The 21,428-nt window shown below is 60.6% G+C and carries 26 protein-coding genes; 12 read left to right on the plus strand and 14 right to left on the minus strand.

What is annotated here, in order from left to right; all coding sequences use genetic code 11:
* Positions 1-39: 39 nt before the first annotated feature.
* The 8 genes from CK627_RS01740 to zapE all read right to left on the minus strand — a co-directional run bounded on the left by CK627_RS01740 (position 40) and on the right by zapE (position 6,213).
* Positions 40-465 carry a ClpXP protease specificity-enhancing factor gene (locus tag CK627_RS01740; protein WP_005305878.1) on the minus strand — a complete coding sequence of 142 codons (426 nt, stop codon included), beginning with the start codon at positions 463-465 and terminating at the stop codon, positions 40-42.
* Positions 462-1,091 carry a stringent starvation protein SspA gene (gene sspA / locus CK627_RS01745; RefSeq protein ID WP_005305881.1) on the minus strand — a complete coding sequence of 210 codons (630 nt, stop codon included), beginning with the start codon at positions 1,089-1,091 and terminating at the stop codon, positions 462-464. Before sspA ends, CK627_RS01740 begins: the two co-directional genes overlap by 4 nt.
* A gap of 87 nt (positions 1,092-1,178) precedes the next feature.
* Positions 1,179-1,913 (minus strand): cytochrome c1, encoded by a 735-nt coding sequence (locus CK627_RS01750; protein ID WP_010635938.1) that lies wholly within the window; start codon positions 1,911-1,913, stop codon positions 1,179-1,181.
* Positions 1,910-3,127, minus strand: a complete 1,218-nt coding sequence (locus CK627_RS01755) for a cytochrome b (protein WP_005305888.1) — start codon at positions 3,125-3,127, stop codon at positions 1,910-1,912. Before CK627_RS01755 ends, CK627_RS01750 begins: the two co-directional genes overlap by 4 nt.
* A gap of 2 nt (positions 3,128-3,129) precedes the next feature.
* On the minus strand, positions 3,130-3,720 hold the full coding sequence (gene petA, locus CK627_RS01760) for a ubiquinol-cytochrome c reductase iron-sulfur subunit (protein ID WP_005305890.1): 591 nt from the start codon (positions 3,718-3,720) through the stop codon (positions 3,130-3,132).
* Positions 3,721-4,015: 295 nt separating this feature from the next.
* The gene (gene rpsI / locus CK627_RS01765) at positions 4,016-4,408 is read right to left on the minus strand and encodes a 30S ribosomal protein S9 (RefSeq protein ID WP_005305893.1); all 393 of its coding nucleotides are present in this window, start codon (positions 4,406-4,408) and stop codon (positions 4,016-4,018) included.
* A 15-nt stretch (positions 4,409-4,423) separates the two neighbouring features.
* The gene (gene rplM, locus CK627_RS01770) at positions 4,424-4,852 is read right to left on the minus strand and encodes a 50S ribosomal protein L13 (protein WP_005305895.1); all 429 of its coding nucleotides are present in this window, start codon (positions 4,850-4,852) and stop codon (positions 4,424-4,426) included.
* Positions 4,853-5,118: 266 nt separating this feature from the next.
* Complete coding sequence (zapE, locus tag CK627_RS01775) at positions 5,119-6,213, minus strand: cell division protein ZapE (RefSeq protein ID WP_095591553.1); 1,095 nt, start codon at positions 6,211-6,213, stop codon at positions 5,119-5,121.
* 140 nt (positions 6,214-6,353) lie between these two features.
* Here zapE and CK627_RS01780 point away from each other — a divergent pair, with 140 nt between their 5' ends.
* From CK627_RS01780 to CK627_RS01840, 12 genes are all read left to right on the plus strand, one after another.
* Positions 6,354-6,734 carry a Z-ring associated ZapG family protein gene (locus CK627_RS01780; RefSeq protein ID WP_005305902.1) on the plus strand — a complete coding sequence of 127 codons (381 nt, stop codon included), beginning with the start codon at positions 6,354-6,356 and terminating at the stop codon, positions 6,732-6,734.
* A gap of 81 nt (positions 6,735-6,815) precedes the next feature.
* On the plus strand, positions 6,816-8,177 hold the full coding sequence (locus CK627_RS01785; protein WP_005305907.1) for a Do family serine endopeptidase: 1,362 nt from the start codon (positions 6,816-6,818) through the stop codon (positions 8,175-8,177).
* 89 nt (positions 8,178-8,266) lie between these two features.
* Complete coding sequence (gene degS, locus CK627_RS01790) at positions 8,267-9,388, plus strand: outer membrane-stress sensor serine endopeptidase DegS (protein ID WP_005305911.1); 1,122 nt, start codon at positions 8,267-8,269, stop codon at positions 9,386-9,388.
* Between the two features lie 298 nt (positions 9,389-9,686).
* Positions 9,687-10,049, plus strand: coding sequence for a PRD domain-containing protein (locus CK627_RS01800; protein WP_005305914.1), 363 nt, complete (start codon positions 9,687-9,689; stop codon positions 10,047-10,049).
* Positions 10,050-10,415 carry an SFCGS family glycine-rich protein gene (locus CK627_RS01805; RefSeq protein ID WP_017779756.1) on the plus strand — a complete coding sequence of 122 codons (366 nt, stop codon included), beginning with the start codon at positions 10,050-10,052 and terminating at the stop codon, positions 10,413-10,415. It abuts the gene before it with no gap.
* A complete protein-coding gene (locus tag CK627_RS01810) occupies positions 10,415-10,711 on the plus strand; it encodes a DUF4312 family protein (RefSeq protein WP_005305919.1) in 297 nt (98 codons plus the stop codon). The genes CK627_RS01805 and CK627_RS01810 overlap by 1 nt, the downstream gene beginning before the upstream one ends.
* A gap of 40 nt (positions 10,712-10,751) precedes the next feature.
* Positions 10,752-11,528 carry a DUF4311 domain-containing protein gene (locus CK627_RS01815; protein WP_005305923.1) on the plus strand — a complete coding sequence of 259 codons (777 nt, stop codon included), beginning with the start codon at positions 10,752-10,754 and terminating at the stop codon, positions 11,526-11,528.
* Between the two features lie 11 nt (positions 11,529-11,539).
* Complete coding sequence (locus CK627_RS01820; protein ID WP_005305926.1) at positions 11,540-12,190, plus strand: DUF4310 family protein; 651 nt, start codon at positions 11,540-11,542, stop codon at positions 12,188-12,190.
* Positions 12,191-12,232: 42 nt separating this feature from the next.
* Positions 12,233-13,372, plus strand: coding sequence for an amidohydrolase/deacetylase family metallohydrolase (locus tag CK627_RS01825; protein WP_095591555.1), 1,140 nt, complete (start codon positions 12,233-12,235; stop codon positions 13,370-13,372).
* Positions 13,356-14,471: a DgaE family pyridoxal phosphate-dependent ammonia lyase gene (locus CK627_RS01830; protein WP_095591556.1), complete on the plus strand. Its 1,116-nt coding sequence runs from the start codon at positions 13,356-13,358 to the stop codon at positions 14,469-14,471. Before CK627_RS01825 ends, CK627_RS01830 begins: the two co-directional genes overlap by 17 nt.
* Positions 14,471-15,211 (plus strand): 2-dehydro-3-deoxy-phosphogluconate aldolase, encoded by a 741-nt coding sequence (gene dagF / locus CK627_RS01835; RefSeq protein WP_095591557.1) that lies wholly within the window; start codon positions 14,471-14,473, stop codon positions 15,209-15,211. Before CK627_RS01830 ends, dagF begins: the two co-directional genes overlap by 1 nt.
* Positions 15,212-15,315: 104 nt before the next feature.
* Positions 15,316-17,220 carry a BglG family transcription antiterminator gene (locus CK627_RS01840; RefSeq protein ID WP_095591558.1) on the plus strand — a complete coding sequence of 635 codons (1,905 nt, stop codon included), beginning with the start codon at positions 15,316-15,318 and terminating at the stop codon, positions 17,218-17,220.
* Between the two features lie 15 nt (positions 17,221-17,235).
* Here the strand turns inward: CK627_RS01840 and npr are convergent, their stop codons facing one another.
* The 6 genes from npr to lptB form a co-directional block, all read right to left on the minus strand.
* Positions 17,236-17,508, minus strand: a complete 273-nt coding sequence (npr, locus tag CK627_RS01845; RefSeq protein WP_005305943.1) for a PTS phosphocarrier protein NPr — start codon at positions 17,506-17,508, stop codon at positions 17,236-17,238.
* Positions 17,509-17,528: 20 nt separating this feature from the next.
* Entirely contained in the window at positions 17,529-18,395 is an 867-nt protein-coding gene (gene rapZ / locus CK627_RS01850; RefSeq protein ID WP_005305946.1) for an RNase adapter RapZ, read from the minus strand.
* A gap of 42 nt (positions 18,396-18,437) precedes the next feature.
* Positions 18,438-18,884 (minus strand): PTS IIA-like nitrogen regulatory protein PtsN, encoded by a 447-nt coding sequence (gene ptsN / locus CK627_RS01855; RefSeq protein ID WP_005305951.1) that lies wholly within the window; start codon positions 18,882-18,884, stop codon positions 18,438-18,440.
* 2 nt (positions 18,885-18,886) lie between these two features.
* Positions 18,887-19,174, minus strand: coding sequence for a ribosome hibernation promoting factor (gene hpf / locus CK627_RS01860; protein ID WP_005305957.1), 288 nt, complete (start codon positions 19,172-19,174; stop codon positions 18,887-18,889).
* 21 nt (positions 19,175-19,195) lie between these two features.
* The gene (locus CK627_RS01865; RefSeq protein ID WP_017784940.1) at positions 19,196-20,635 is read right to left on the minus strand and encodes an RNA polymerase factor sigma-54; all 1,440 of its coding nucleotides are present in this window, start codon (positions 20,633-20,635) and stop codon (positions 19,196-19,198) included.
* A 65-nt stretch (positions 20,636-20,700) separates the two neighbouring features.
* The gene (gene lptB, locus CK627_RS01870; RefSeq protein ID WP_005305964.1) at positions 20,701-21,426 is read right to left on the minus strand and encodes an LPS export ABC transporter ATP-binding protein; all 726 of its coding nucleotides are present in this window, start codon (positions 21,424-21,426) and stop codon (positions 20,701-20,703) included.
* Positions 21,427-21,428: the final 2 nt, after the last annotated feature.

A 21,428-nucleotide genomic window follows, 5' to 3' on the forward strand; every position in this document is an offset into this window, starting at 1 on the left:
TTGATCGCCATAAAAAAACGCAGCCAATTGGCTGCGTTTTTATTTGATGACCTTCAGGGTCGGACGGCCGCTCGGGCGCGGCGGTTCCGGCTCGGGCTCCACCGGCGCTTCGGCCTGCTCCAGCCAGAGATCATACCCAGGCTCGGGTGGGAACATGGTGCCCACGCCATTTTCCCGGGCATGAATGGCCAACACGGCCGCCATCGGGATGTAGACCTGCTGGGAAACTCCACCAAAGCGGGCGCTGAAGCTGATGGCATCATTGTCCATGTGGAACTGCCCAACCGCACGAGGTGCGATGTTCAGCACTATCTGTCCATCCTGGACGAACTGCATCGGCACCATCACATGGGGGATGTTGACGTTGACCACCAGGTGAGGGGTCAGGTCATTGTCCAGCAACCAGTCAAAGAACGCCCGCAACAGATACGGGCGACTGGGCGTCATCGTCGGTTCCATGCTCATACGCCAGCGCGGATCTCGCGCTCGGCTTCGGTCAGGGAAGCCTGGAAGGATTCACGTTCGAACAGACGAACCATATAGGCCTTCAGCTCTTTGGCGCCACGACCGGTGAAGTCGATGCCCAGACTCGGCAGACGCCACAGCAGCGGGGCCATGTAGCAGTCGACCAGACCGAACTCTTCACTCATGAAATAGGGCATCTCACCGAAGATGGGGGCGATGGCCAGCAGGTTGTCCCGCAGCTCGGCACGCGCCGCATCCACGTCGTTACCCGCCATGATCTTGTCGGCCAGGGAGTACCAGTCCAGCTCGATGCGATGCATCATCAGACGGCTGTTGCCGCGCGCCACCGGGTATACCGGCATCAGGGGCGGGTGCGGGAAACGCTCGTCCAGATATTCCATGATGATGCGCGAGGTATAGAGCGCCAGCTCCCGATCAACCAGGGTCGGTACAGTGTTGTACGGGTTCAGCTCGGCCAGCTCATCCGGCAGATTGGCAGGGTCTACCTGGCAAATATCTACGCTAACACCCTTCTCCGCCAGGACAATGCGCACCTGATGGCTGAACATGTCGTTGGCACCGGAAAACAGCGTCATTACCGAACGCTTATTGGCAGCTACAGCCATTGAACCCTCCCGTCATTAAAAAGCAGAAACGGCAATGAAGCATCTTGGACTTCATTGCCGTGCATTATATTACCCGGATCTGGTCGCTTAGTGAACGTCGCGCCAGAATTCCTTCTTCAACAGCACAGTGAAGATGAAGAAGATCACGATGAAACCCAGCACCCAGAAGCCCATGCGTTCGCGCTCCTGTTGTACCGGTTCAGCCGAGTAGACCAAGAAGTTTACCAGATCCAGCACCGTCTGATCATACTCTTCGTTATTCATTTCACCGTTGCCGTCAGATTTGATGCTGACAACCTGCTGAACGTCGACACCATCGACCTGGTGGGTCGCAAACTCGGCGCGGGGAGTCCCCTGCAGCGGCTCCAGCACGTGAGGCATGCCCACGGACGGGAACACGGCGTTGTTCACCCCGAATGGACGGGTCTCGTCCACGTAGAAGGAACGCAGGTAGGTGTAGATCCAGTCCGCACCACGCACCCGGGCGACCAGCGTCAGATCGGGGGGCGGTGCACCGAACCACTTGGCCGCATCCTTGTCCGGCACCGAGTTTTCCATCAGATCACCGATCTTGGCGCCATTGACGATCAGGTTGGCCGCCATCAGGTCTTCCGGGATACCGATGTCTGCCGCCACCCGGTTGTAACGCTGGTACTGGGTGCTGTGACAGCCAAAGCAGTAGTTCATGAAGGTGGCGGCACCACGCTGCAGGGACGCCTTGTCGTTCAGATCATAGTGAGCCTTGTCCAGATGCACGGCCCCGGTGTTGGCAAACACCAGTGACGGCAGCAGGGTCAGCACTGCAAATATTATTTTTTTCATTTGAATGTCACCCTTTCCGGCAGCGGCTTGGTGCTTTCATTCTTGCTGTAGAAGAACAACAGGACGAAGAACCCGAAATAACCCAGGGTACAGATCTGGGCGATCAGCGTCAGGGTCGGGGTCGATGGCAGCACGCCGAGTACCCCGAGAATGATGAAGCAGACCACGAACTGGGCGATGTTCAGCTTGTGCAGGGTGCTACGATAGCGCACCGAACGCACCTTGCAGCGATCCAGCCAGGGCAGCAGGAACAGCACCACGATGGAGAGGCCCATCATGATGACGCCCAGCAGCTTGTCCGGTACCGCCCGCAAAATGGCGTAGAAGGGGGTGAAGTACCATACAGGCGCGATGTGTGCCGGGGTCTTCAGGCCGTTGGCCACTTCAAAGTTCGGCTTCTCGAGGAAGTAACCCCACATGTCCGGCTTGAAGAAGATGATGGCGCAGAAGAAGAACAGGAAACCGGCTACGCCAATCATGTCCTTGACGGTGAAGTAGGGGTGGAATGCCACCGCATCCAGCGGCCAGCCGTTCTCATCCTTGTGCTTCTTGATGTCGATGCCGTCCGGGTTGTTCGAACCCACTTCGTGCAGCGCCAGGATGTGCATGGCAACCAGCATCACCAGCACCAGCGGCAGGGCGATGACGTGCAGCGCGAAGAAGCGGTTGAGGGTAGCGCCAGAGATGACGTAGTCACCGCGGATCCACAGGGTCAGATCGTCGCCGATGACCGGAATGGCACCGAACAGCGAGATGATGACTTGCGCGCCCCAGAAGGACATCTGGCCCCACGGCAGCAGGTAGCCCATGAAGGCTTCCGCCATCAGGCAGAGGAAGATCAGCATGCCGAAGATCCACAGCAGCTCGCGCGGCTTCTGGTAGGAGCCGTAGATCATGCCGCGGAACATGTGCAGGTAGACCACGATGAAGAAGGCGGACGCGCCGGTGGAGTGCATGTAGCGCAGCAGCCAGCCGTAATCCACATCCCGCATGATGTACTCCACGGAGGCGAAGGCACCTTCGGCGGAGGGGTTGTAGTTCATGGTCAGCCAGATGCCCGTGATGATCTGGTTGACCAGCACCAGCATGGCGAGCGAGCCGAAGAAGTACCAGAAGTTCAGGTTCTTGGGCGCCGGATACTTGGCCATGTGGTCGTTGTACATGGCGGTGAGCGGAAAGCGATAGTCAATCCAGCCCATCAGTTTGGCAAACATGGTCAGGCCTCCTTGCCATCGGCACCGACCAGGATGGTGGTGTCGCTAAGATATTGGTACGGCGGAATGACCAGGTTCAAGGGCGCAGGCACCCCCTGGAACACTCGACCAGCCATGTCGAACTTGGAGCCATGGCACGGGCAGAAGAAACCGGAAGTCACCCCCTGCACCTGTTCGCCGAAGTTGTCCGGCAGGTAGGAGGGAGAGCAGCCCAGGTGGGTACAGATACCGACGGCCACGAAGATCTCCGGCTTGATGGATCTGTAGCCATTGTGGGCATAGTCGGGTTGTTGGGGCTCGTCAGAAGCCGGGTCGCGCAGCTTGTCGTCATGCGCGGCCAGGGCATCCAGCGTCTGTTTGGTGCGTTTCACCACCCAGACCGGCTTGCCTCGCCACTCAACACGGATGAGCTGGCCTGGTTCCAACTTACTGATATCCACTTCAACCGGAGCACCCGCCGCTTTGGCTTTGGCACTCGGGTTCCATGACTTAATAAACGGCACTGCGGTAAAAGCAGCTCCTACCCCACCAACGGCGACCGTTGACCAGGTAAGAAATCTGCGGCGACCGGTATCAACTGGCGCATTGCTCATCCAAAAACTCTCCCATGTGGACTCCGCACATTCTTATTGTGTCCCTGTTCCCCTTTCTTCCGTGACAACAGCGGCGGAAGCGGAGTTACAATTGTCACAGAAAAACCGAGGGAATTTTAAAGAAAAGATAACAACTTGACAAGAAAGAGAAGCGAAGGTCAAAAACAATAAATACACAATTTTTTGTCTTTTGTGACGTGGTGTTAGCAATACCGTTCGTAATATTACCAATAAAAAAAGCCTGGCACATGGCCAGGCTTTTTTGACACTCGCGAGAGTGCGTACAAAAAGCGAATTAACGCTTGGAGTACTGCGGACGCTTACGAGCTTTGTGCAGACCGACTTTCTTACGCTCAACCTTACGGGCATCACGAGTAACAAAGCCAGCTTTACGCAGTTCGGAACGCAGGGTTTCATCGTACTGCATCAGAGCACGAGTGATACCGTGACGGATCGCACCAGCTTGACCGGAGATGCCGCCACCGTTAACGGTGATGAACAGATCCAGTTTCTCGGTCATCTCAACCAGTTCCAGCGGCTGACGAACTACCATGCGGGCAGTCGGACGGCCGAAGTACTGCTCCAGAGAGCGCTGGTTGATTACGATTTTACCGCTACCCGCTTTGATGAATACGCGAGCAGTGGAGCTTTTGCGACGGCCAGTACCGTAGTATTGATTTTCTGCCATGTTGCCAGTTCCCGATTAGATATCCAGTACTTGAGGTTGCTGAGCAGCATGAGCATGCTCGGCGCCTGCGTAAACTTTCAGTTTACGGAACATGGCACGGCCCAGCGGACCCTTCGGCAGCATGCCTTTGACAGCAGCTTCGATTACCATTTCCGGTTTACGCTGAATCAGCTTGTCGAAGCTGATGGACTTGATACCACCCGGGAAACCGGAGTGAGCGTGGTACATTTTGTCGGTAGATTTCTTACCGGTTACGTGTACCTTCTCGGCGTTTACAACGATGATGTAATCACCGGTGTCAACGTGCGGAGTGTACTCGGCTTTGTGCTTACCACGCAGACGAGCAGCGATCTCGGTTGCGATACGACCCAGAGTTTTACCTTCTGCGTCCACAATGTACCAGTCACGTTTTACGGTTTCTGGCTTGGCAACGAAAGTTTTCATTAAGTTAAACCCAATTACCTGTTACAGACCCAATTGCTTATGGGGGCTCTCCCACAAACAACAAACGATGGCCTACCTGTACCCCTTCGAATACAAGTAAAGCTTAAAGTGTTGCTGTCTTATCGACAGCTGTAACGTGGGCCGGGCGATTATAAGTGAAGTTGCCTTAAATATCACCTGCTAATTTCACTGCCATGAAGCTAGCAAATGTCGCCCGGCCCTACCTGCCGCAGATGCCCATCCGACTGGCAGGCGCGGTATTGTGACTAAGGAAGGTGCACTCTGGCAAGGTATTCGTGCGATTGCATTTCCTGAAGCCGTGAAAGACAACGTTGGAATTCGAAATCCAGCAGCCCGTGACCGTAGAGTTCCTGCATGGGCACCGCCGCCGACATGATGAGCTTGACGTGCCGCTCATAGAACTCGTCCACCATGGCGATGAAGCGGCGCGCCGCGTCATCCGTGCCTGCCCCCATGGGCTGCACATTGGCCAGCAGGACGGTGTGAAACAGCCGTGCCAGCTCGATATAGTCGCCCTGGGAACGGGGTGTGCAGCAAAGTTGCTCGAACTCCATATAGAGCACACCCTCCCCCATCCCCAGCGACGCCAGCTGACGGTGATTGATCTCGACCTGGCCCGCCAGGGCCTGCTGAAGCCCGGTTAATTGTTGAAAATAGAGCTCGAGATTGGATTTTGCCTGCCGGTCCAACGGGAAGTGATAAATCTCCGCCTGCTCCAGCGTGCGCAGGCGATAATCGGTACCGCCATCCACGTTAAGTATCTCGCAATGACGCTCTATGAGGGCAATGGCCGGTAGAAAACGGGCACGTTGCAAACCATTTCGATACAAATCCTGCGGCGGTATGTTCGAGGTCGCCACCAGCACGACCCCATGGCCGAACAGCTCCTGGAACAGGGTCCCCAGCAGCATGGCATCGGTAATGTCGGAGACGAAAAATTCGTCGAAGCAGATGACATCGGTCTCGTCGGCCAGCTTGCGGGCGATCAGTTTGAGCGGATCGGCCTGACCGGTCAGTCCCTTGAGCTCATCGTGCACCCGGTGCATGAAACGGTGGAAGTGGATACGCAGTTTGCGCTCCCCAGGCAGGCTGTCGAAAAAAGTATCCATCAACCAGGTCTTGCCTCTGCCCACTCCACCCCACATATATAACCCCAGGATAGGCGTACGGGGCTTCGGCTTTTGCAGCCAGCCCAACAGACCGCGGGATCTGGTCGGAGTCGGGGTTTGGCACAAATCCTGATAGAGTCGCTCCAGACGGGCCACGGCCATCGCCTGAGCGGGGTCGGCCACGAAGCCGGGGCGCTGCAAATCCTGCTGGTATTTTTGCTGCGGGGTCATCCTGTCAATTGCCTTCAAGTCCCTGAATGAAGGACGAAATGGTATCACGCCCTCGGGGTGCACGGTATAGTGCCATCAAGGCGTAGCGGCCGTTCAGGCCGCATTAACATACATTGGTTTAGCTGTAACAAGGAGCATCTATGAGTCTGTTAAACGGGATCCTGCTGGCTGTCGCCGCCTTGATTATCGGTATCATCATCGGTCGCTTCACAGTGCGCAGCCGGGATGCCGGCCGTCTGGAACAAGAACTGAAGAAGGCTCACAAGGAACTGGAAAGCTACCAGGGTCAGATCAATACCCACTTCGCCGACAGTGCCGCCCTGATGGAGCAGTTGGCCGAGCAGTACCAGACCCTTTATCGCCATATGGCGGAGCAGAGCAAATTCCTGGCCAAGGCCCAGGAGCCGCTGTTCCGTGAAACTCTGCTCGACGAGAGCAGCGATGTCCCGGCCAATGAAGAACCGGGTGTACCGCCCCGTGACTATGCAGGGGCCTCCGGTCTGCTCAAGCAGTCCAGTTAGTTCCCCGCGGAACTAATTGCGCTGTATCGTGGTCAGACCTTCACGATTGCATTGCAACTTTTTCTGGGAGCTGTTTTTCATATGCGTAAACCTCTTTCTGTGCTCAGTGTGTTAGCCCTCAGTGTCGGTATCGCCATGTCTGCGGCCCCCGTGCAGGCTGCACTGCCCTCCCTTTTGGCGAACAATCAGGAGATGCCGAGCCTGGCGCCGGTGCTCGAACAAGTCACCCCTGCCGTGGTCAACATCTCCGTCTCCGGCAAGAAGATCACCCGCCAGCGTCTGCCGGAACAGTTCCGCTTCTTCTTCGGCCCCAACATGCCTGACGAACAGGTAAGCGAGCAGCCCTTCCAGGCGCTCGGTTCCGGCGTCATCATCGACGCCAAGAAGGGCTACGTGATCACCAACGCCCACGTGGTGCACGAGGCGGACGAGATCAAGGTCAACCTGAAGGATGGCCGTGAATACGCCGCCAAGAAGATCGGCGAAGACAAGCAGTCCGACATCGCTCTGCTGCAAATCAAGGCCGAGGATCTGGTTCAAATCAAATTCGCCGACTCTGACGAGCTACGGGTCGGTGACTATGCGCTGGCCATCGGCAACCCGTTCGGTCTCGGCCAGACCGTCACCTCCGGCATCGTCAGTGCGCTCGGTCGCAGCGGCCTCAACATCGAGAACCTGGAAAACTTCATCCAGACCGATGCGGCCATCAACTCGGGCAACTCGGGTGGCGCCCTGCTCAACCTGCGCGGCGAGCTGATCGGCATCAACACCGCCATCCTGGGCCCCAACGGCGGCAACATCGGCATTGGCTTTGCCATTCCGTCCAACATGGTGCGCGACCTGTCCGAACAGATCGTGAAATACGGTGAAGTCCGTCGCGGCCAGCTGGGCATCATAGGAACCGAGCTCACCTCCGAAGTGGCCAAGACTTTCGGCTACAACAAGAAGGACGGCGCCTTCGTCAACCAGGTCATGCCTGACTCCGCGGCCGCCAAAGCCGGCATCAAGCCGGGCGACATCATCGTCAGCATCGACGGCAAGGCCATCCGCTCCTTCGGCGAGCTGCGGGCCAAGATTGCCACCATGGGGGCCGACAAGCAGGTGGCACTGGGCCTGATCCGCGATGGCAAGGAGCAGACCGTCAAGGTCACCCTGAAGAAGGCGGATGACAGCGAAATCCTGGCCAGTGCGCTGCACCCGGCACTGGAAGGGGCCAAGCTGAGCACCACCAGCGAGCCGGTGAGCGGCGTGGCCGTCTCCGAGATCGATCCGCGCTCCCCTGCCGCCGCCTCCGGTCTGCAGAAGGGCGACGTCATCATCGGCGTCAACCGCCTGCGCATCAACTCGCTGGAAGAGCTGAGCAAGGCACTGAAGAACAAGCCGGATGTGCTGGCCCTCAACATCCAGCGCGGCGACTCTTCGCTCTACCTGGTAATTCGTTAATCTCCTCTCACCCGCGGTGCCTGCCGCGGGTGATTTTTATCCACCGATAGTGTTATTCTCTGCCCGCTCTATGTACGGATGAGAATGACATGAAAATCCCCCCTATAGTCAGTTACTTGGGCAAGTCTGTCGGCTTCGGTCTCACCGTGGCGGCGCTACTGTTGCTGCTGTTTCCCAATTTTCGGGGCGGGGCCCAACTGCCCGGCCTCATCACCAATGCCCGTGAACTGAGCTTCTCCTACGCGGCGCACCGCGCCGGCCCTGCCGTCGTCAACATCTATACACGCAGCTTCGCCCGCAATCAGGGCAACCAGACCGAACTCAGGCCCCAGGGGCTGGGCTCTGGCGTCATCATGAACCAGCGCGGCCACGTGCTGACCAACTACCACGTCATCGCCGATGCGGACCAGATCATAGTCGCGCTGCAGGACGGACGGGTGTTCAGCGCCGAACTGGTCGGCACCGACCAGCTCACCGACCTGGCAGTGCTCTACATAGAATCGGACAACCTGCCGGTGATCCCGCAGGATCCGGAGCGGTTGCCCGACGTGGGCGACGTGGTGCTCGCCATCGGCAACCCCTACAACGTCGGCCAGACCATCACCCAGGGCATCATCAGCGCCACCGGCCGCATCGGCCTCTCCAGCATGGGGCCGGACAGCAACGGCCGGCAGGATCTGCTGCAGACCGACGCCGCCATCAACGAGGGCAACTCGGGGGGCGCCCTGGTCAATGCCCGCGGCGATCTGGTGGGCATCAACACCGCCGCCTACCACCTCAACGGCAATCAGGAGAGCTACGGCATCAGCTTCGCCATCCCCTACAAGCTGGCCAAGCGCATCATGGACGAGCTGATCGCCAACGGCCGGGTGATCCGCGGCTACCTCGGCATCTCCAGCGTCGAGATCAATCCCATCGTCGCCCGCATGATGAATCTGGGTGACCTGCGCGGTCTGGTGGTGGAGAGCCTGGATCCCAACGGGCCGGCCACCAAGGGCGGGCTGAAGCGGGGCGACGTGCTGCTCAAGATCAACGGCGAGGCCATCAGCGGCGTGCGGGCCGCCATGGACAAGATCGTCGAGAGCCGGCCCGGCACCAAACTCACCATCTCGGTGATCCGCGACGGCAAACCGCTGGAGGTGGAGGTCACCATCGAAGAGGATCTGCGCTACCAGAACCGGGCCAGCGCGAGCGCGGCCACCGCCAGCTGACATCCCCATGGTCGGGGCGACGAGTCGCCCCTTCTCCTCCCTTTTCCCCTCCCGGCCGTGAGGCGACTCACAGTTTCAGCCAAGGGTCACCAGCCCTTCATCCAACGCCAAGTGCGCCCCTGATCACACAAAACGGGCGCCAATGAGCACTCTTTTCCGCTTGATGCCGCAAAAGCGGCTTCAATTGGCCAATTGACGCGCGAATTTCCGCTTCGAATCGGAAAAACGGTGCCTCCTCTCCCGAACATGACCGGCTTAGGGTAACGCTATCCCTTCTGCCAGCCTTGGAGAGCAGACATTGCACACAGAGACCCATGACCAGCCCCTGACCCCGGACAGCCCTGCCCTGTTGCGCCAAACCGACCAGATCCTGGCGCGCATCCATATCCTGCTGGCCGAACAGGGCATCCGCCCCAACGAGGTACAGCAGCAGATGCTGGCCTCTCACGTCAAAGCCATGGTGTGGCGCTCCCACAGTGGCGAGCCGCTGCCGGAGGTCGACCTCAGCCTGTTCGAGGAGATCTCCCCCCTCTCCCTGCGTCTGGCCGAGCAGGTCGTCAGCTGGCTGGAGCGGCTCGCCTATGAAGAGGCGCACCTCTTGTCCGTCCATTTCGAAGTAGCCAAAGAAAACGAACTCAGTTCAGTCAAAGGAGAATGCTAAATGACAGCCATCAAACTCGTGATCGGTGATCGCCTCGGCAAGGGCCAGAAAGTCGGTGCAGGCGCGGAAGCCGCCGGTGCCAGCGTGACCGTCATCCCCGGCATGGCCGCCGACATGAAGCTCGGCGACGTGATGAACAAGGAGCAGGCGGATCTCGGCATCTCCTTCTGCGGCAGCGGCGGTGCCGGCGCCATCACGGCCCAGACCAAGTACGGCTACAAGTGCCGCTACGGCATGCGATCCATCGAGGAGGGCGTCACCGCCATCAACGAGGGGTGCGTGGTGCTCGGCTTCGGCTTCATGGACAAGGAAGAACTGGGCCAGAAGCTGATCGAGGCGTTTGCCAAGAAACACGGACGCGCATGATGAAAGAGGACTTCACCACCCGGGTCACCGTCAACGGCAAGGGCGCGACCCGTCAGCAGGCGTTCGCCGCCGCCCTCAGCCAGGTGCAATCCACGCTGCTCAAGGACAACCCGCGGGTGCTGCTGCGCATCGAACCGGTCGAGGTCGAGGTGATCGAGGCCGAGGAGTCGGTCCGGGTGGAGAAGTTCCTGTTCTTCTTCCTGCCGCGCCAGCGCCACGAATACCGGGTTCGGCTCGCCATCACGGTCAGGGTCACCAGCCTGGACACCGACAAGGTGACCTTTACCCGGGTGTGACGCCACCCGCGGCAACACCGCCACAAGAAGGATACATGGGATGTTTCTAATCATATTTATCAAGTCACTCATCATTGGCGGCCTGGTTGGCGTCGGTGTGGGGGCCGGCGCGGCACGGATGTTCCACGCCCCGACCGTGCAAGGGATGGGCGCCTTCCGTACCTTGGGCGAGCTCAACTCCTGCGAAGGGGATCCCGCCTCCCATTTCTCGTTTGGTCTGGGCTTCTTCTTCAACGCCTGGGCCTCCACGGTCGCAGCCGGCGCCTTCACCCAGGACGTGGATCACCGCATCTTGCCGAACTGGGGCGCGGCAGCCCTGATGATCAAGAACCGGGATCTCGCCACCACCCTGCATGACCCGAAGAAGATGGCCATCGCTTGCGGCATCATAGGTGCCATCGTGGTCGCCTTCCTCAACAGTACCGCCGCCGCCGTGCCGGCCGCCCTGCAGGTCACCGCGGTCAAGGTACTGGTGCCGGCCGCCAACCTGCTGGTCAACACCGTCATGCCGGTGATCTTCTGGCTGGCCGCCATCGAGGCGGGCAAGAAGTCCGGCTTCTGGGCCACTATCTTCGGCGGTCTGGCCCAGCTCATCATGGGCAACGCGGTACCGGGTCTGGTGCTCGGCATCCTGATCGGCAAGGGGGTGGAAGAGAGTGGCTGGAACCACGTCACCAAGGTGATGATGGCGGCCATCGTCCTGCTGTTCGTGCTGAGCGGCTTCTTCCGCGGCTTCGACATGAAACTCATCGAGTCCTTCCATCTGGGCATTCCCCTGTGGCTGGAAAACGTCCATAACCTGCTGAGCGGCAAATAAGGGGTCACGCCATGGATGAGAAACTGAAAAACAACTTCTGGTATGCCGACTGGTCCTTCCCCATCTTCGTCGGCCTGCTCTCGGCCGGGGTCTTTGCCGGTACCCACATGTTCTATCTGTACGGGGTCGGCGCCTTCAACGAGGTAGCCTTCGTCGCCATGTTGAAAGCCGGAATGGACACGGGAGCCTACGGTGCGGTGGCGGCTTTCGGCGCCAGCTTCCTGTTTGCCCGCATCATCGAGGGCTCTCTGGTGGGGATCCTGGACATCGGCGGTGCCATCCAGACCGGGGTGGGCCTCGGCGTGCCCGCCCTGCTGCTGGGGGCCGGCATCGTCTATCCGGTGGAGAACTTCCCCGCCTCGCTGGTGACCGGCATGGTGATTGGTCTGGCCATCGGCTATGTGATCATCCTGGCGCGCAAGTTCACCATCAACCAGAGCAACTCCACCTACGGGGCGGATGTGATGATGGGGGCTGGCAACAGCTCGGGCCGCTTCCTCGGCCCCCTCATCATCCTCTCCGCCATGGGTGCCTCCATCCCCATCGGCATCGGCTCCCTGCTGGGTGCGCTGCTGTTCTACGTATGGGGAAAGCCCATCACCGGTGGCGCCATCCTGGGGGCCATGCTGCTGGGTACCTTCTTCCCGGTTGCGCTTGCATAACCATCAGCCGCCCTGCGGGGCGGCACGCTAGAGGCCATCAGCATGTACGACATCATCATCAGAGCGGGGCGCCAGGGAGATGGCCGGCTCGTCGATATCGCCATCCAGCAAGGCAAAATCGCCGCGCTTGGCACCCTGCCGGAGACGGCCATGGCGCAGCAGACCCTGGATCTCGGCGGCCGGGTGCATGTGAGCGCCGGCTGGATCGACGGCCACACCCACTGCTACCCCGCTTCCCCCCTCTATCACGATGAGCCGGACAAGGTGGGCGTGGAGTCCGGCGTCACCACCGTCATCGATGCCGGCAGCACCGGGGCCGACGACGTGGATGACTTCCAGCGTCTCGCCGCCGGCTGCAAGACCCGGGTACACGCCCTGCTCAACATCTCCCGCATCGGCCTGCTGCGCCAGAACGAGCTGGCCGACAGCCGGGACCTCGATATGGATCTCGCCTCGGCGGCCATTGCCCGCCATCCCGGCTTCATCGTCGGCATCAAGGCGCGGATGAGCGGCAGCGTGGTGGGTGAGAACGGCCTGCAGCCGCTGCGCATGGCCAAGGCACTGCAACAGGCCCACGGCCAGCTGCCGCTGATGGTACACGTGGGCAACACGCCGCCGGATCTGGACGAGATCGTCGCCCTGCTGGGGGATGGCGATCTGCTGACCCACTGCTTCAACGGCAAGCCCAACCGCATCCTGACCCCGGCCGGCAAACTGCGCCAGGCGGTGCGTGAGGCGATGCGGCGGGGCCTCTTGCTCGACATCGGCCACGGCGGCGCCAGCTTCAGCTTCGAGGTGGCGGAATTGGCCATTGCTCAGGGGATCCTGCCCCGCACCATCAGCTCCGATATCTACTGCAAGAACCGCATCAAGGGGCCGGTCTACAGCCTGGCCCACGTGATGTCGAAGTTTCTCGCCATCGGCATGACCCTGGAGCAGGTGCTGGCCTGCGTCACCCACCATGCTGCCGATGCCCTGCGCCTGTCCGGCAAGGGGCGACTCGAGGTGGGCGCCGCTGCCGATCTGACCCTGTTCGAGGTGATGAGCGGCCCTACCCTCTTTACCGATACCGAAGCCGGCGCCCGCAATGGCGATCGGCAGTTGCTGCCCCTCGCCGCCCTGGTCGGTGGTGAACTGGTTCTGACTCACTATGGGAAATCACACCATGTCTTCTGTGTATGAGAAATATCAGCTCAAACCGGTGATCAACGCCTCCGGGCGCATGACCATTCTCGGCGTCTCCACCCCCGAACAGGAGGTGGTCGACGCGGTCAACTTCGGCCTTGGCCACTACTTCGAGGTGAAGGATCTGGTCAACAAGACCGGCGCCTACCTGGCCGGCTTGCTGGATGTGGAAGATGCGGTGGTAGTCTCTTGTGCCAGCGCCGGCATCGCCCAGTCGGTGGCCGCCGTGATCGTGCGCGGCGACCCCTACCGCCTCGAGCAGTTGCACGCCCATGCCCACAATGTGCCGAGCGAAATCGTGCTGCCCAAGGGACACAACGTCAACTTCGGCGCCCCGGTCGGCACCATGGTCAACCTGGGTGGCGGCAAGGTGGTGGAGGCCGGCTACGCCAACGAGTGCTCTGCCGCCCAGCTGGCCGCCGCCATCAATGCCAATACCGCAGCCATCCTCTACATCAAGTCTCACCACTGCGTGCAGAAGAGCATCCTGTCGGTGGCCGAGGCAGCCGAGGTGGCCAAGGCCCACGGGCTCCCGCTCATCGTCGATGCGGCGGCCGAGGAGGATCTGCGTCTCTACTACAACCTGGGGGCCGACCTGGTCATCTACAGCGGCGCCAAGGCCATCGAAGGGCCCACCAGCGGGCTGGTACTCGGCAAGCGTCAGTACGTGGAGTGGGTCAAGCAGCAGGCCAACGGCATCGGCCGTGCCATGAAGGTGGGCAAAGAGGGGATCCTCGGCCTCACCCACGCCATCGAGCGCTACCTGATCAAAGAGAAGGAGAGCGGCGCCGCCATGGTCGCCAAGATGACCCCCTTCATCGAGCGCCTCAACCAGCTGCCCGGCGTCAGCGCCAAGGTGGTGTGGGACAGCGCGGGGCGCGACATCGCCCGCACCGATATCGCCTTCGACCACCAGCAGATCGGCATGACCACAGTGCAGGTCGTCGCCCGTCTGCAACAGGGCACGCCTGCCATCTACTGCCGCGGCTACAAGGCCAACGAGGGGCATATCGAGATCGACGTGCGCAGCGTCACCCTGCCCCAGCTCGACCAGATCCATGCCGCCATTGCCCACCTCGTTCAGGAGAACAACTGATGTCTCTTACTCCCAATTACTACCGCGATCGGGTCTGCCTCAACGTGCTGGCCGGCTCCCGACAGAATGCCGTCGACATTTATGAGGCCGCCGAGGGCCACGTGCTGGTCGGTGTGCTCTCCAAGAACTACCCGGATGTGCCCTCCGCCGTCGCTGACATGCAGGCCTACGCCAAGCTTATCGACAACGCCCTCTCCATCGGGCTGGGGGCCGGCGATCCGCGCCAGTCCGCCATGGTGGCCGAGCTGGCGAGCCAGCTGCAGCCCCAGCACGTCAACCAGGTGTTCACCGGGGTCGGCGCCAGCCGGGCGCTGCTCGGCCAGTCTGACACCCTCGTCAATGGCCTTGTCTCCCCCACTGGCACACCGGGGATGGTGAAGATCTCCACCGGCCCCCTGAGCAGCCAGCAGCCCGACGGCATAATCCCCATCGACACCGCCATCGCCCTGCTCAAGGACATGGGCGGCAGTTCGGTCAAGTTCTTCCCCATGGGCGGGCTGACCTGCCGCGCCGAGTATCAGGCGGTGGCCGAGGCCTGTGCACGCCACGGTTTCTGGCTGGAGCCCACCGGCGGCATCGATCTCGACAACTTCGAGGAGATAGTGCGAATTGCGCTGGATGCTGGCGTCGAGAAGGTGATCCCCCACGTCTACAGCTCCATCATCGACAGCGCGAGCGGTCAGACCCGTCCCGAGGACGTACGTACCCTGCTGGCCACGGTGAAGCGGCTGCTTGCCTGACAGCCCTCAGGCACCGGTCCGATCACTGACCGGTGCCTGGCTTGTCATTGACTCGCTTGTTAACATCGATTTTCTATTCCGCGACAGGAGTCCGATCCCCCCTCATGACCAAGCTGCCCCACCCCAGACTCCAGCAACTGCTCACCCTGCTCCACGCCGAACCGCTGCCGCAGGAGGAGCTGGCCCGCCGCCTCAACGTCTCCACCCGCACAGTACGCACCGACGTGGCGACCCTCAACGAGATCATCGCCACCCGGGGCGCCCACCTGATCCACCAGCGCGGCAGCGGCTATCAGCTCAAGATCTACAATCAGGAGCTGTTCGCGGCGCTGCTGACGGCCCAGGAGCAGGAGAGCGGATTGCCTCGCACCAGCCGCGAGCGGGTGCTGCACCTGCAGATCCTGTTGTTGACGGCGGAGCAGGGCATCAAGCTCGACGAGCTGGCGGATACCTGGTATCTGAGCCGGGCGGCGCTGCAGGGGGACATGGCGGAGGTGCGGGATCGGCTCGCTCACTTCGACCTCGCCATCGACAGCAAGCCCAGGCAGGGGATGCGGATCCAGGGGGGTGAGACGGCCATCCGCGCCTGTCTCACCCAGCTGCTCTATCAGGAGCTGCTGCACAGCAACCCGCTGCAGAGCCTGCTGCCCAACCTCTGTCCCAGCAAGACGCTGGAGGTAGTGGGCAATCACATCCACGAGCAACTCGGCCGCCACCAGCTGCGCCTGGCCGACGAGAGCCTGCAGCAGCTCGCCATCTACTGCGCCGTCGCCCTGCTGCGCCAGGCCGCGGGCCACGAGCTGCGCCAATTCACCGGCGAAGATCTCACGGCGCCACTGCTGGCGGTCGCCCGCGACATCTATGGCGAGCTGCCGACCCTGACCCCGCCGGGGGAAGAGGAGATAGCCTGCCTCGCCATCCAGATCCAGGCCCGCCTCACCGCCGATGCCCCCCATCTCAGCCCGGCCATGGCGGCCGAGAGCGAGCAGCTGGTGGAGCATCTGCTGGCCTACATCCACCAGCACTACCCCTATGACCTGCGCGGCGACCTGCAACTGCGGGCCGACCTGCAGACCCATATCAGTGCCATGCTGCTGCGGGTCAAATACCAGATCGGCAGCCACAATCCGCTGGCAGACCACATCAAGCAGTATTACCCCCTCGCCTACGACATCACGCTGGCGGCCATCTCGGAGTGGATCAAGCAGACCCCTTACCGGCTGACCCACCACGAGATAGGCTATCTGGTGATCCACATAGGGGTTGGACTGGAGCGTCACTACGACATCGGCTACACCCGCCGTCCCCAGGCGCTGCTGTTGTGCGATGCGGGCAACGCCACCTTCCGGGTGCTGGAGGCTCGCATCAAGCGGGAATATCCCCAGCTGCAGTTGACCACGCTGGAGTCGGTGCGGGATTACGAAGGGCTGGCGCGAGTCGAGCAGGATTTCGTCATCAGCACCGTCAAGGTGAGCGACAAGAACGTGCCCGTGGTGCAGGTCGCCCCCTTTCCCACCCAATACCAGCTGGAGCAGCTCGGCAAGCTGGTGCTGGTCGATCGCACCCGCCCTTACCTGCTCGACAAGTACTTCGATGCCGACCACTTCATGGTGGTCAGCGAACCGCTCAGCCAGGGAGCGCTGTTTGATCGCATCTGCAGCCAGCTGGAGGCGGAGGATCTGGTGGAGAGCGGCTTTCGGGGATCCTTGCAGGAGCGGGAGCGCATCGTCTCCACCCTGCTGGGAGACGGCATCGCCCTGCCCCACTCCCTCGGTCTGCTGGCACGCCGTACCCTGGTCTATACCGTGCTGGCCCCGCAGGGGATCGACTGGGGCAACGGCGAGAGCGCCACCCTCATCTTCGTGCTGGCCATCGCCAAGGCCGACTATGAGGAGGCGATGGGGCTCTACGACCTGTTCCTGGCGTTGATGAACGAAAAAGCCAGCAGGAACCTGCTGGCTTGTCGGGACTTTTCCGCCTTCAAGGCGCTGGCACGCAGCGCACCTTGAGCATGAAGGGGCCGATTACTCCTCGTTGAAGCCCGAAGTGAACAGCGCCACCACGGCGGCCAGGGCCTCCACTTCCTCGGGTCCCTCCACCTGAACTTCCACCTGCTTGCCCTGGGCGGAGTCCAGCATCAGCAGGCCGATCACGCTGTCCGCGTCGGCCTCGACCCCCTCTTCGTTGCGCAGCAACACGTGGGCATCGAACCCCTGCACCAGCTCGAACAGCATCATGGCCGGTCTGGCATGCATGCCCAGTTTGTTTTTCACTTCCACCGAGGCTGAGACGGTCATCTGATCTTCCTATTGGTCCATCAAAATTGCGGCGCACTCTTGTCAAGGGTGCGGTGGCGGATCTGGACGTTCTTGCCCAGCAGGCGGAAGGCGCCGGCCAGCTGCTCGGCAATGAATACCGATCTGTGCTGACCACCGGTACAGCCAATCCCGACCGTCACATAGCTGCGATTGTTGCGCTCCAGGTGGGGCAACCAGGTCGCCAGCATGTTCTCGATCTGCAGGATGAACTGCATCACGTCGGGCTGGCTGGAGAGGTAGCGGGCTACAGGTTCATCCTTGCCGGTAAACGGCTTGAGCTCCGGGATCCAGTGCGGATTGGGCAGGAAGCGGGCGTCGAACACGAAGTCGGCATCCTTGGGGATACCGTACTTGAAGCCAAACGACTCGAACACCAGCACCAGCTCGTTCTCCTTCTTGCCGAGCACCCGGGTCTTGATGAGCTCGCTCAGGTCGTGGATGCTGAGGTTGGTGGTGTCGATGCGCAGATCGGCCGTCGAGGAGAGCGGCGCCAGCAGGTGGGTCTCTTCCCGGATCGCCTCGTCGAGCGACAGCTTGTTGCGCGACAGGGGGTGCAGCCGGCGGCTCTCGCCGTAGCGCTTGAGCAGGGTGGAGTTTTCCGCATCGAAGAAGAAGCTCGTGAACTCCACACGCCCCTCGTTGCGTACCTGGGCCAGCAGGGTTTCCAGCTTGTCGGAACTCGCCGGCAGGTTGCGCACGTCGATACTGACCGCCAGCTTGTCATACTGGCTCTCGACCGAGACGATCAACTGGGGCAGCAGGTTGACCGGCAGGTTATCCACGCAGTAATAACCAAGATCCTCCAGCACACGCAGGGCAACTGTCTTGCCCGAGCCGGAGCGCCCACTCACCACTATTAATTGCATCTTGTTCCCTCACCGCTTGGCGTCATTGCAAGGGCCTGCATCTCAGGCCGATGTCATGATCTGATAGAGTTCTTCATCGCTGGTTGCCTGGCGCAACTGGCGGCATACCGCCTTGTCGCCCAGTTTGGATGCCATCAGGGAAAGGGTCTTGAGGTGCTGCTTGCACTCGCTTTCCGGCACCAGCAGGGCAAACAGCAGGTCAACCGGTTGATTGTCGATGGAATCGAAGGGGATAGGCTCTGCAAAGGTCATCAGGATCGCGGTCGGCGGAAACTCGTCGCCGATCCGGCCGTGGGGAATGGCGATACCGGCACCGATCCCGGTACTGCCCATCTTTTCTCGCGCCAGCAGGCACTCGAAGAGCACCTGACGAGAGGTCCCCAGGCGCTCAGCAGCTAACTCGCTGATGATCTCCAGGGCGCGTTTCTTGCTGGTACAAGGGACCGCACTTTTGGTGCAGTCCCGACTCAGTATGTGTTCAAGTTGCATGGTTATTTTTGGTTTAACTTATCTTTGTGCTTGATGATCTGCCGATCCAGCTTGTCCAGCAGGGTATCAATCGCCGCATACATGTCGGCATGCTGCGAGTTGGCGAACACCTCACCCCCGCTGACATGCAGCTTGGCTTCGGCGATCTGGTTCAGTTTTTCTACGCTCAACACCACATGAACATTGTTGATGTGGTCAAAGTGACGCTCGAGTTTGGCAAATTTGTTGTTCACATAATCACGCAGAGCTTCGGTGATCTCGACATGGTGTCCGGTCAGGTTGATTTGCATAACGTCTTCCTTTTGTTTTGCCTAAACCAGGCGTTTGCGCTGATTGGATGGCGGGATCAACAAGGATTCACGGTACTTTGCGATCGTGCGTCTCGCCACCATAATACCCTGTTCGGCCAGCAAATCCGCGATCTTGCTATCACTTAGCGGCTTGGCGGGATTCTCCGCCGTGACCAGCTTCTTGATGAGCGCGCGAATTGCGGTCGATGAGCACTCTCCTCCTCCCTCGGTGTTCACATGGCTGGAGAAAAAAAACTTCAGTTCGAAGATGCCGCGCGGCGTGTGCATGTACTTCTGGGTGGTCACCCGCGAGATGGTCGACTCGTGCATCTCCACCGCTTCGGCGATGTCGTTGAGCACCATGGGTTTCATGGCCTCTTCACCGTATTCGAAGAAGCCCTGCTGCTGCTCGACGATGCAGCTGGCCACCTTGAGCAGGGTGTCGTTGCGACTCTCCAGACTCTTGATGAACCACTTTGCTTCCTGCAGGTGGGAGCGGATGAACTGGGTATCCTGACTGGTACGGGCCTGTCTGGCCATGGCGGCATAGGTTTCGTTGACCCGGATGCGCGGGGCCGAGTCAGGGTTGAGCTCGACCACCCACTTGTTGCCCTTCTTGACCACGGAGACATCCGGGATCACGTACTGGGATTCGCTCTGGATGACGCCGTTGCCGGGCCGCGGCTCCAGCTGCTGGATGAGATCCAGCACCTCCTTGAGGTCGTTCTCTCTCAGCTTGGTCTTGCGGGCCAGGGTGCGGTAATCGCGGTTGCCGAGCAGATCCATGTGCTCGAGGATCACCTCCCTGGCTTCGTTGAGCCAGGGCAAGTCAGGGGAGTACTGGCCCAGCTGGATCAGCAGGCACTCCTGCACCGAGCGGGCGGCGATGCCGACAGGATCGAAATGCTGCACCCGCTTGAGCACGGCCTCCACTTCATCGAGCTCCACCTCGACATCCTCGCTGCTCACCGCCGCCTGAATATCCTCAAGCGACACCGTCAGGTAACCGGATTCATCGATGGCATCTATGATGGCGAGGGCGATGGCGGCATCCACGTCACTGAACGGGGTCAAGCGCATCTGCCACAACAGGTAGTCCTGCAGGTTCTCGGTGGTCTCACCCTGATAGATGCTGTCTTCCCCGTCATGGATGGGGCCTGCGCTCTGGGCCGTGCCGGCCGAGTAGACCTCTTCCCAGGTGGTATCCACCGGCAGTTCGTCCGGCATCTGGTCCTGGGCCATGGCATCGCTGGAATCGAGCTGGCTGACGTCCACCTGGTCGACCGGGCTGGTCTCCTGAACGTCGTTTTCCTCTTGCTCCAGCAAGGGGTTGTTGTCGAGCGCTTGCTGAATTTCCTGCTGGAGTTCCAGAGTGGAGAGCTGGAGCAGACGAATCGCTTGTTGTAATTGCGGCGTCATGGTCAGGGACTGACCGAGACGCAACTGTAATGTCGGCTTCATCTACGTCGGGATATCCTTATGGTCAGCGAGGCAGTCGTCACAGGAAATGAAGAGATGCCCCCTTACTATAGACTGAATTGATCGCCCAAATAGACGCGCTTGACCTGCTCATCGGCGAGTATTTCCGCCGGTGCCCCTTCGGCAATCATCTTGCCGTGGCTGACGATATAGGCCTTCTCACATACGTCCAGAGTCTCTCTGACGTTGTGGTCGGTAATCAAGACGCCCAGGCCTCTATCTTTGAGGTGCTGGATGATCTTCTTGATGTCTATCACAGAAATGGGGTCTACCCCGGCAAAAGGTTCATCCAGCAGGATAAAACGCGGCTCCGCCGCCAGCGCACGGGCGATCTCGACCCGGCGTCGCTCACCGCCCGACAGGCTCTGGCCCAGGCTGTCGCGGATATGGGTGATGTTGAACTCTTCCAGCAGTTGCTGAACCTTGTCCTCCCGCTCCTCGCGGCTCAATCCCTTGCGGGTCTGCATGACCCCCATCAGGTTGTCGAACACCGACAGGCGCCGGAAGATGGAGGCCTCCTGCGGCAGATAGCCGATACCGTTGCGGGCGCGGATATGCATGGGTTGCAGGCTGATGTCCTGATCATCGATGGTGATGAGACCGGCATCGCTCTGCACCAGCCCCACGATCATGTAGAAGGAGGTGGTCTTGCCGGCACCGTTCGGGCCGAGCAGGCCGACGATCTGACCGGTGCCCACTTCCAGACTCACATCGCTGACCACCATGCGACGCTTGTAGCTCTTCTGCAGGCCGGCTGCTTTCAACACTGCCATGG

It is taken from the genome of Aeromonas dhakensis (assembly GCF_002285935.1).
GTDB lineage: Bacteria > Pseudomonadota > Gammaproteobacteria > Enterobacterales > Aeromonadaceae > Aeromonas > Aeromonas dhakensis.

What these genes read in the sequence shown, in the direction of transcription:
- CK627_RS01740 (WP_005305878.1), bottom strand. Translation starts at nt 465, where the DNA reads ATGAGCATGGAACCGACGATGACGCCCAGTCGCCCGTATCTGTTGCGG.
- sspA (WP_005305881.1), bottom strand. Translation starts at nt 1,091, where the DNA reads ATGGCTGTAGCTGCCAATAAGCGTTCGGTAATGACGCTGTTTTCCGGT.
- CK627_RS01750 (WP_010635938.1), bottom strand. Translation starts at nt 1,913, where the DNA reads ATGAAAAAAATAATATTTGCAGTGCTGACCCTGCTGCCGTCACTGGTG.
- CK627_RS01755 (WP_005305888.1), bottom strand. Translation starts at nt 3,127, where the DNA reads ATGTTTGCCAAACTGATGGGCTGGATTGACTATCGCTTTCCGCTCACC.
- petA (WP_005305890.1), bottom strand. Translation starts at nt 3,720, where the DNA reads ATGAGCAATGCGCCAGTTGATACCGGTCGCCGCAGATTTCTTACCTGG.
- rpsI (WP_005305893.1), bottom strand. Translation starts at nt 4,408, where the DNA reads ATGGCAGAAAATCAATACTACGGTACTGGCCGTCGCAAAAGCTCCACT.
- rplM (WP_005305895.1), bottom strand. Translation starts at nt 4,852, where the DNA reads ATGAAAACTTTCGTTGCCAAGCCAGAAACCGTAAAACGTGACTGGTAC.
- zapE (WP_095591553.1), bottom strand. Translation starts at nt 6,213, where the DNA reads ATGACCCCGCAGCAAAAATACCAGCAGGATTTGCAGCGCCCCGGCTTC.
- CK627_RS01780 (WP_005305902.1), top strand. Translation starts at nt 6,354, where the DNA reads ATGAGTCTGTTAAACGGGATCCTGCTGGCTGTCGCCGCCTTGATTATC.
- CK627_RS01785 (WP_005305907.1), top strand. Translation starts at nt 6,816, where the DNA reads ATGCGTAAACCTCTTTCTGTGCTCAGTGTGTTAGCCCTCAGTGTCGGT.
- degS (WP_005305911.1), top strand. Translation starts at nt 8,267, where the DNA reads ATGAAAATCCCCCCTATAGTCAGTTACTTGGGCAAGTCTGTCGGCTTC.
- CK627_RS01805 (WP_017779756.1), top strand. Translation starts at nt 10,050, where the DNA reads ATGACAGCCATCAAACTCGTGATCGGTGATCGCCTCGGCAAGGGCCAG.
- CK627_RS01810 (WP_005305919.1), top strand. Translation starts at nt 10,415, where the DNA reads ATGAAAGAGGACTTCACCACCCGGGTCACCGTCAACGGCAAGGGCGCG.
- CK627_RS01815 (WP_005305923.1), top strand. Translation starts at nt 10,752, where the DNA reads ATGTTTCTAATCATATTTATCAAGTCACTCATCATTGGCGGCCTGGTT.
- CK627_RS01820 (WP_005305926.1), top strand. Translation starts at nt 11,540, where the DNA reads ATGGATGAGAAACTGAAAAACAACTTCTGGTATGCCGACTGGTCCTTC.
- CK627_RS01825 (WP_095591555.1), top strand. Translation starts at nt 12,233, where the DNA reads ATGTACGACATCATCATCAGAGCGGGGCGCCAGGGAGATGGCCGGCTC.
- CK627_RS01830 (WP_095591556.1), top strand. Translation starts at nt 13,356, where the DNA reads ATGTCTTCTGTGTATGAGAAATATCAGCTCAAACCGGTGATCAACGCC.
- dagF (WP_095591557.1), top strand. Translation starts at nt 14,471, where the DNA reads ATGTCTCTTACTCCCAATTACTACCGCGATCGGGTCTGCCTCAACGTG.
- CK627_RS01840 (WP_095591558.1), top strand. Translation starts at nt 15,316, where the DNA reads ATGACCAAGCTGCCCCACCCCAGACTCCAGCAACTGCTCACCCTGCTC.
- npr (WP_005305943.1), bottom strand. Translation starts at nt 17,508, where the DNA reads ATGACCGTCTCAGCCTCGGTGGAAGTGAAAAACAAACTGGGCATGCAT.
- rapZ (WP_005305946.1), bottom strand. Translation starts at nt 18,395, where the DNA reads ATGCAATTAATAGTGGTGAGTGGGCGCTCCGGCTCGGGCAAGACAGTT.
- ptsN (WP_005305951.1), bottom strand. Translation starts at nt 18,884, where the DNA reads ATGCAACTTGAACACATACTGAGTCGGGACTGCACCAAAAGTGCGGTC.
- hpf (WP_005305957.1), bottom strand. Translation starts at nt 19,174, where the DNA reads ATGCAAATCAACCTGACCGGACACCATGTCGAGATCACCGAAGCTCTG.
- CK627_RS01865 (WP_017784940.1), bottom strand. Translation starts at nt 20,635, where the DNA reads ATGAAGCCGACATTACAGTTGCGTCTCGGTCAGTCCCTGACCATGACG.
- lptB (WP_005305964.1), bottom strand. Translation starts at nt 21,426, where the DNA reads ATGGCAGTGTTGAAAGCAGCCGGCCTGCAGAAGAGCTACAAGCGTCGC.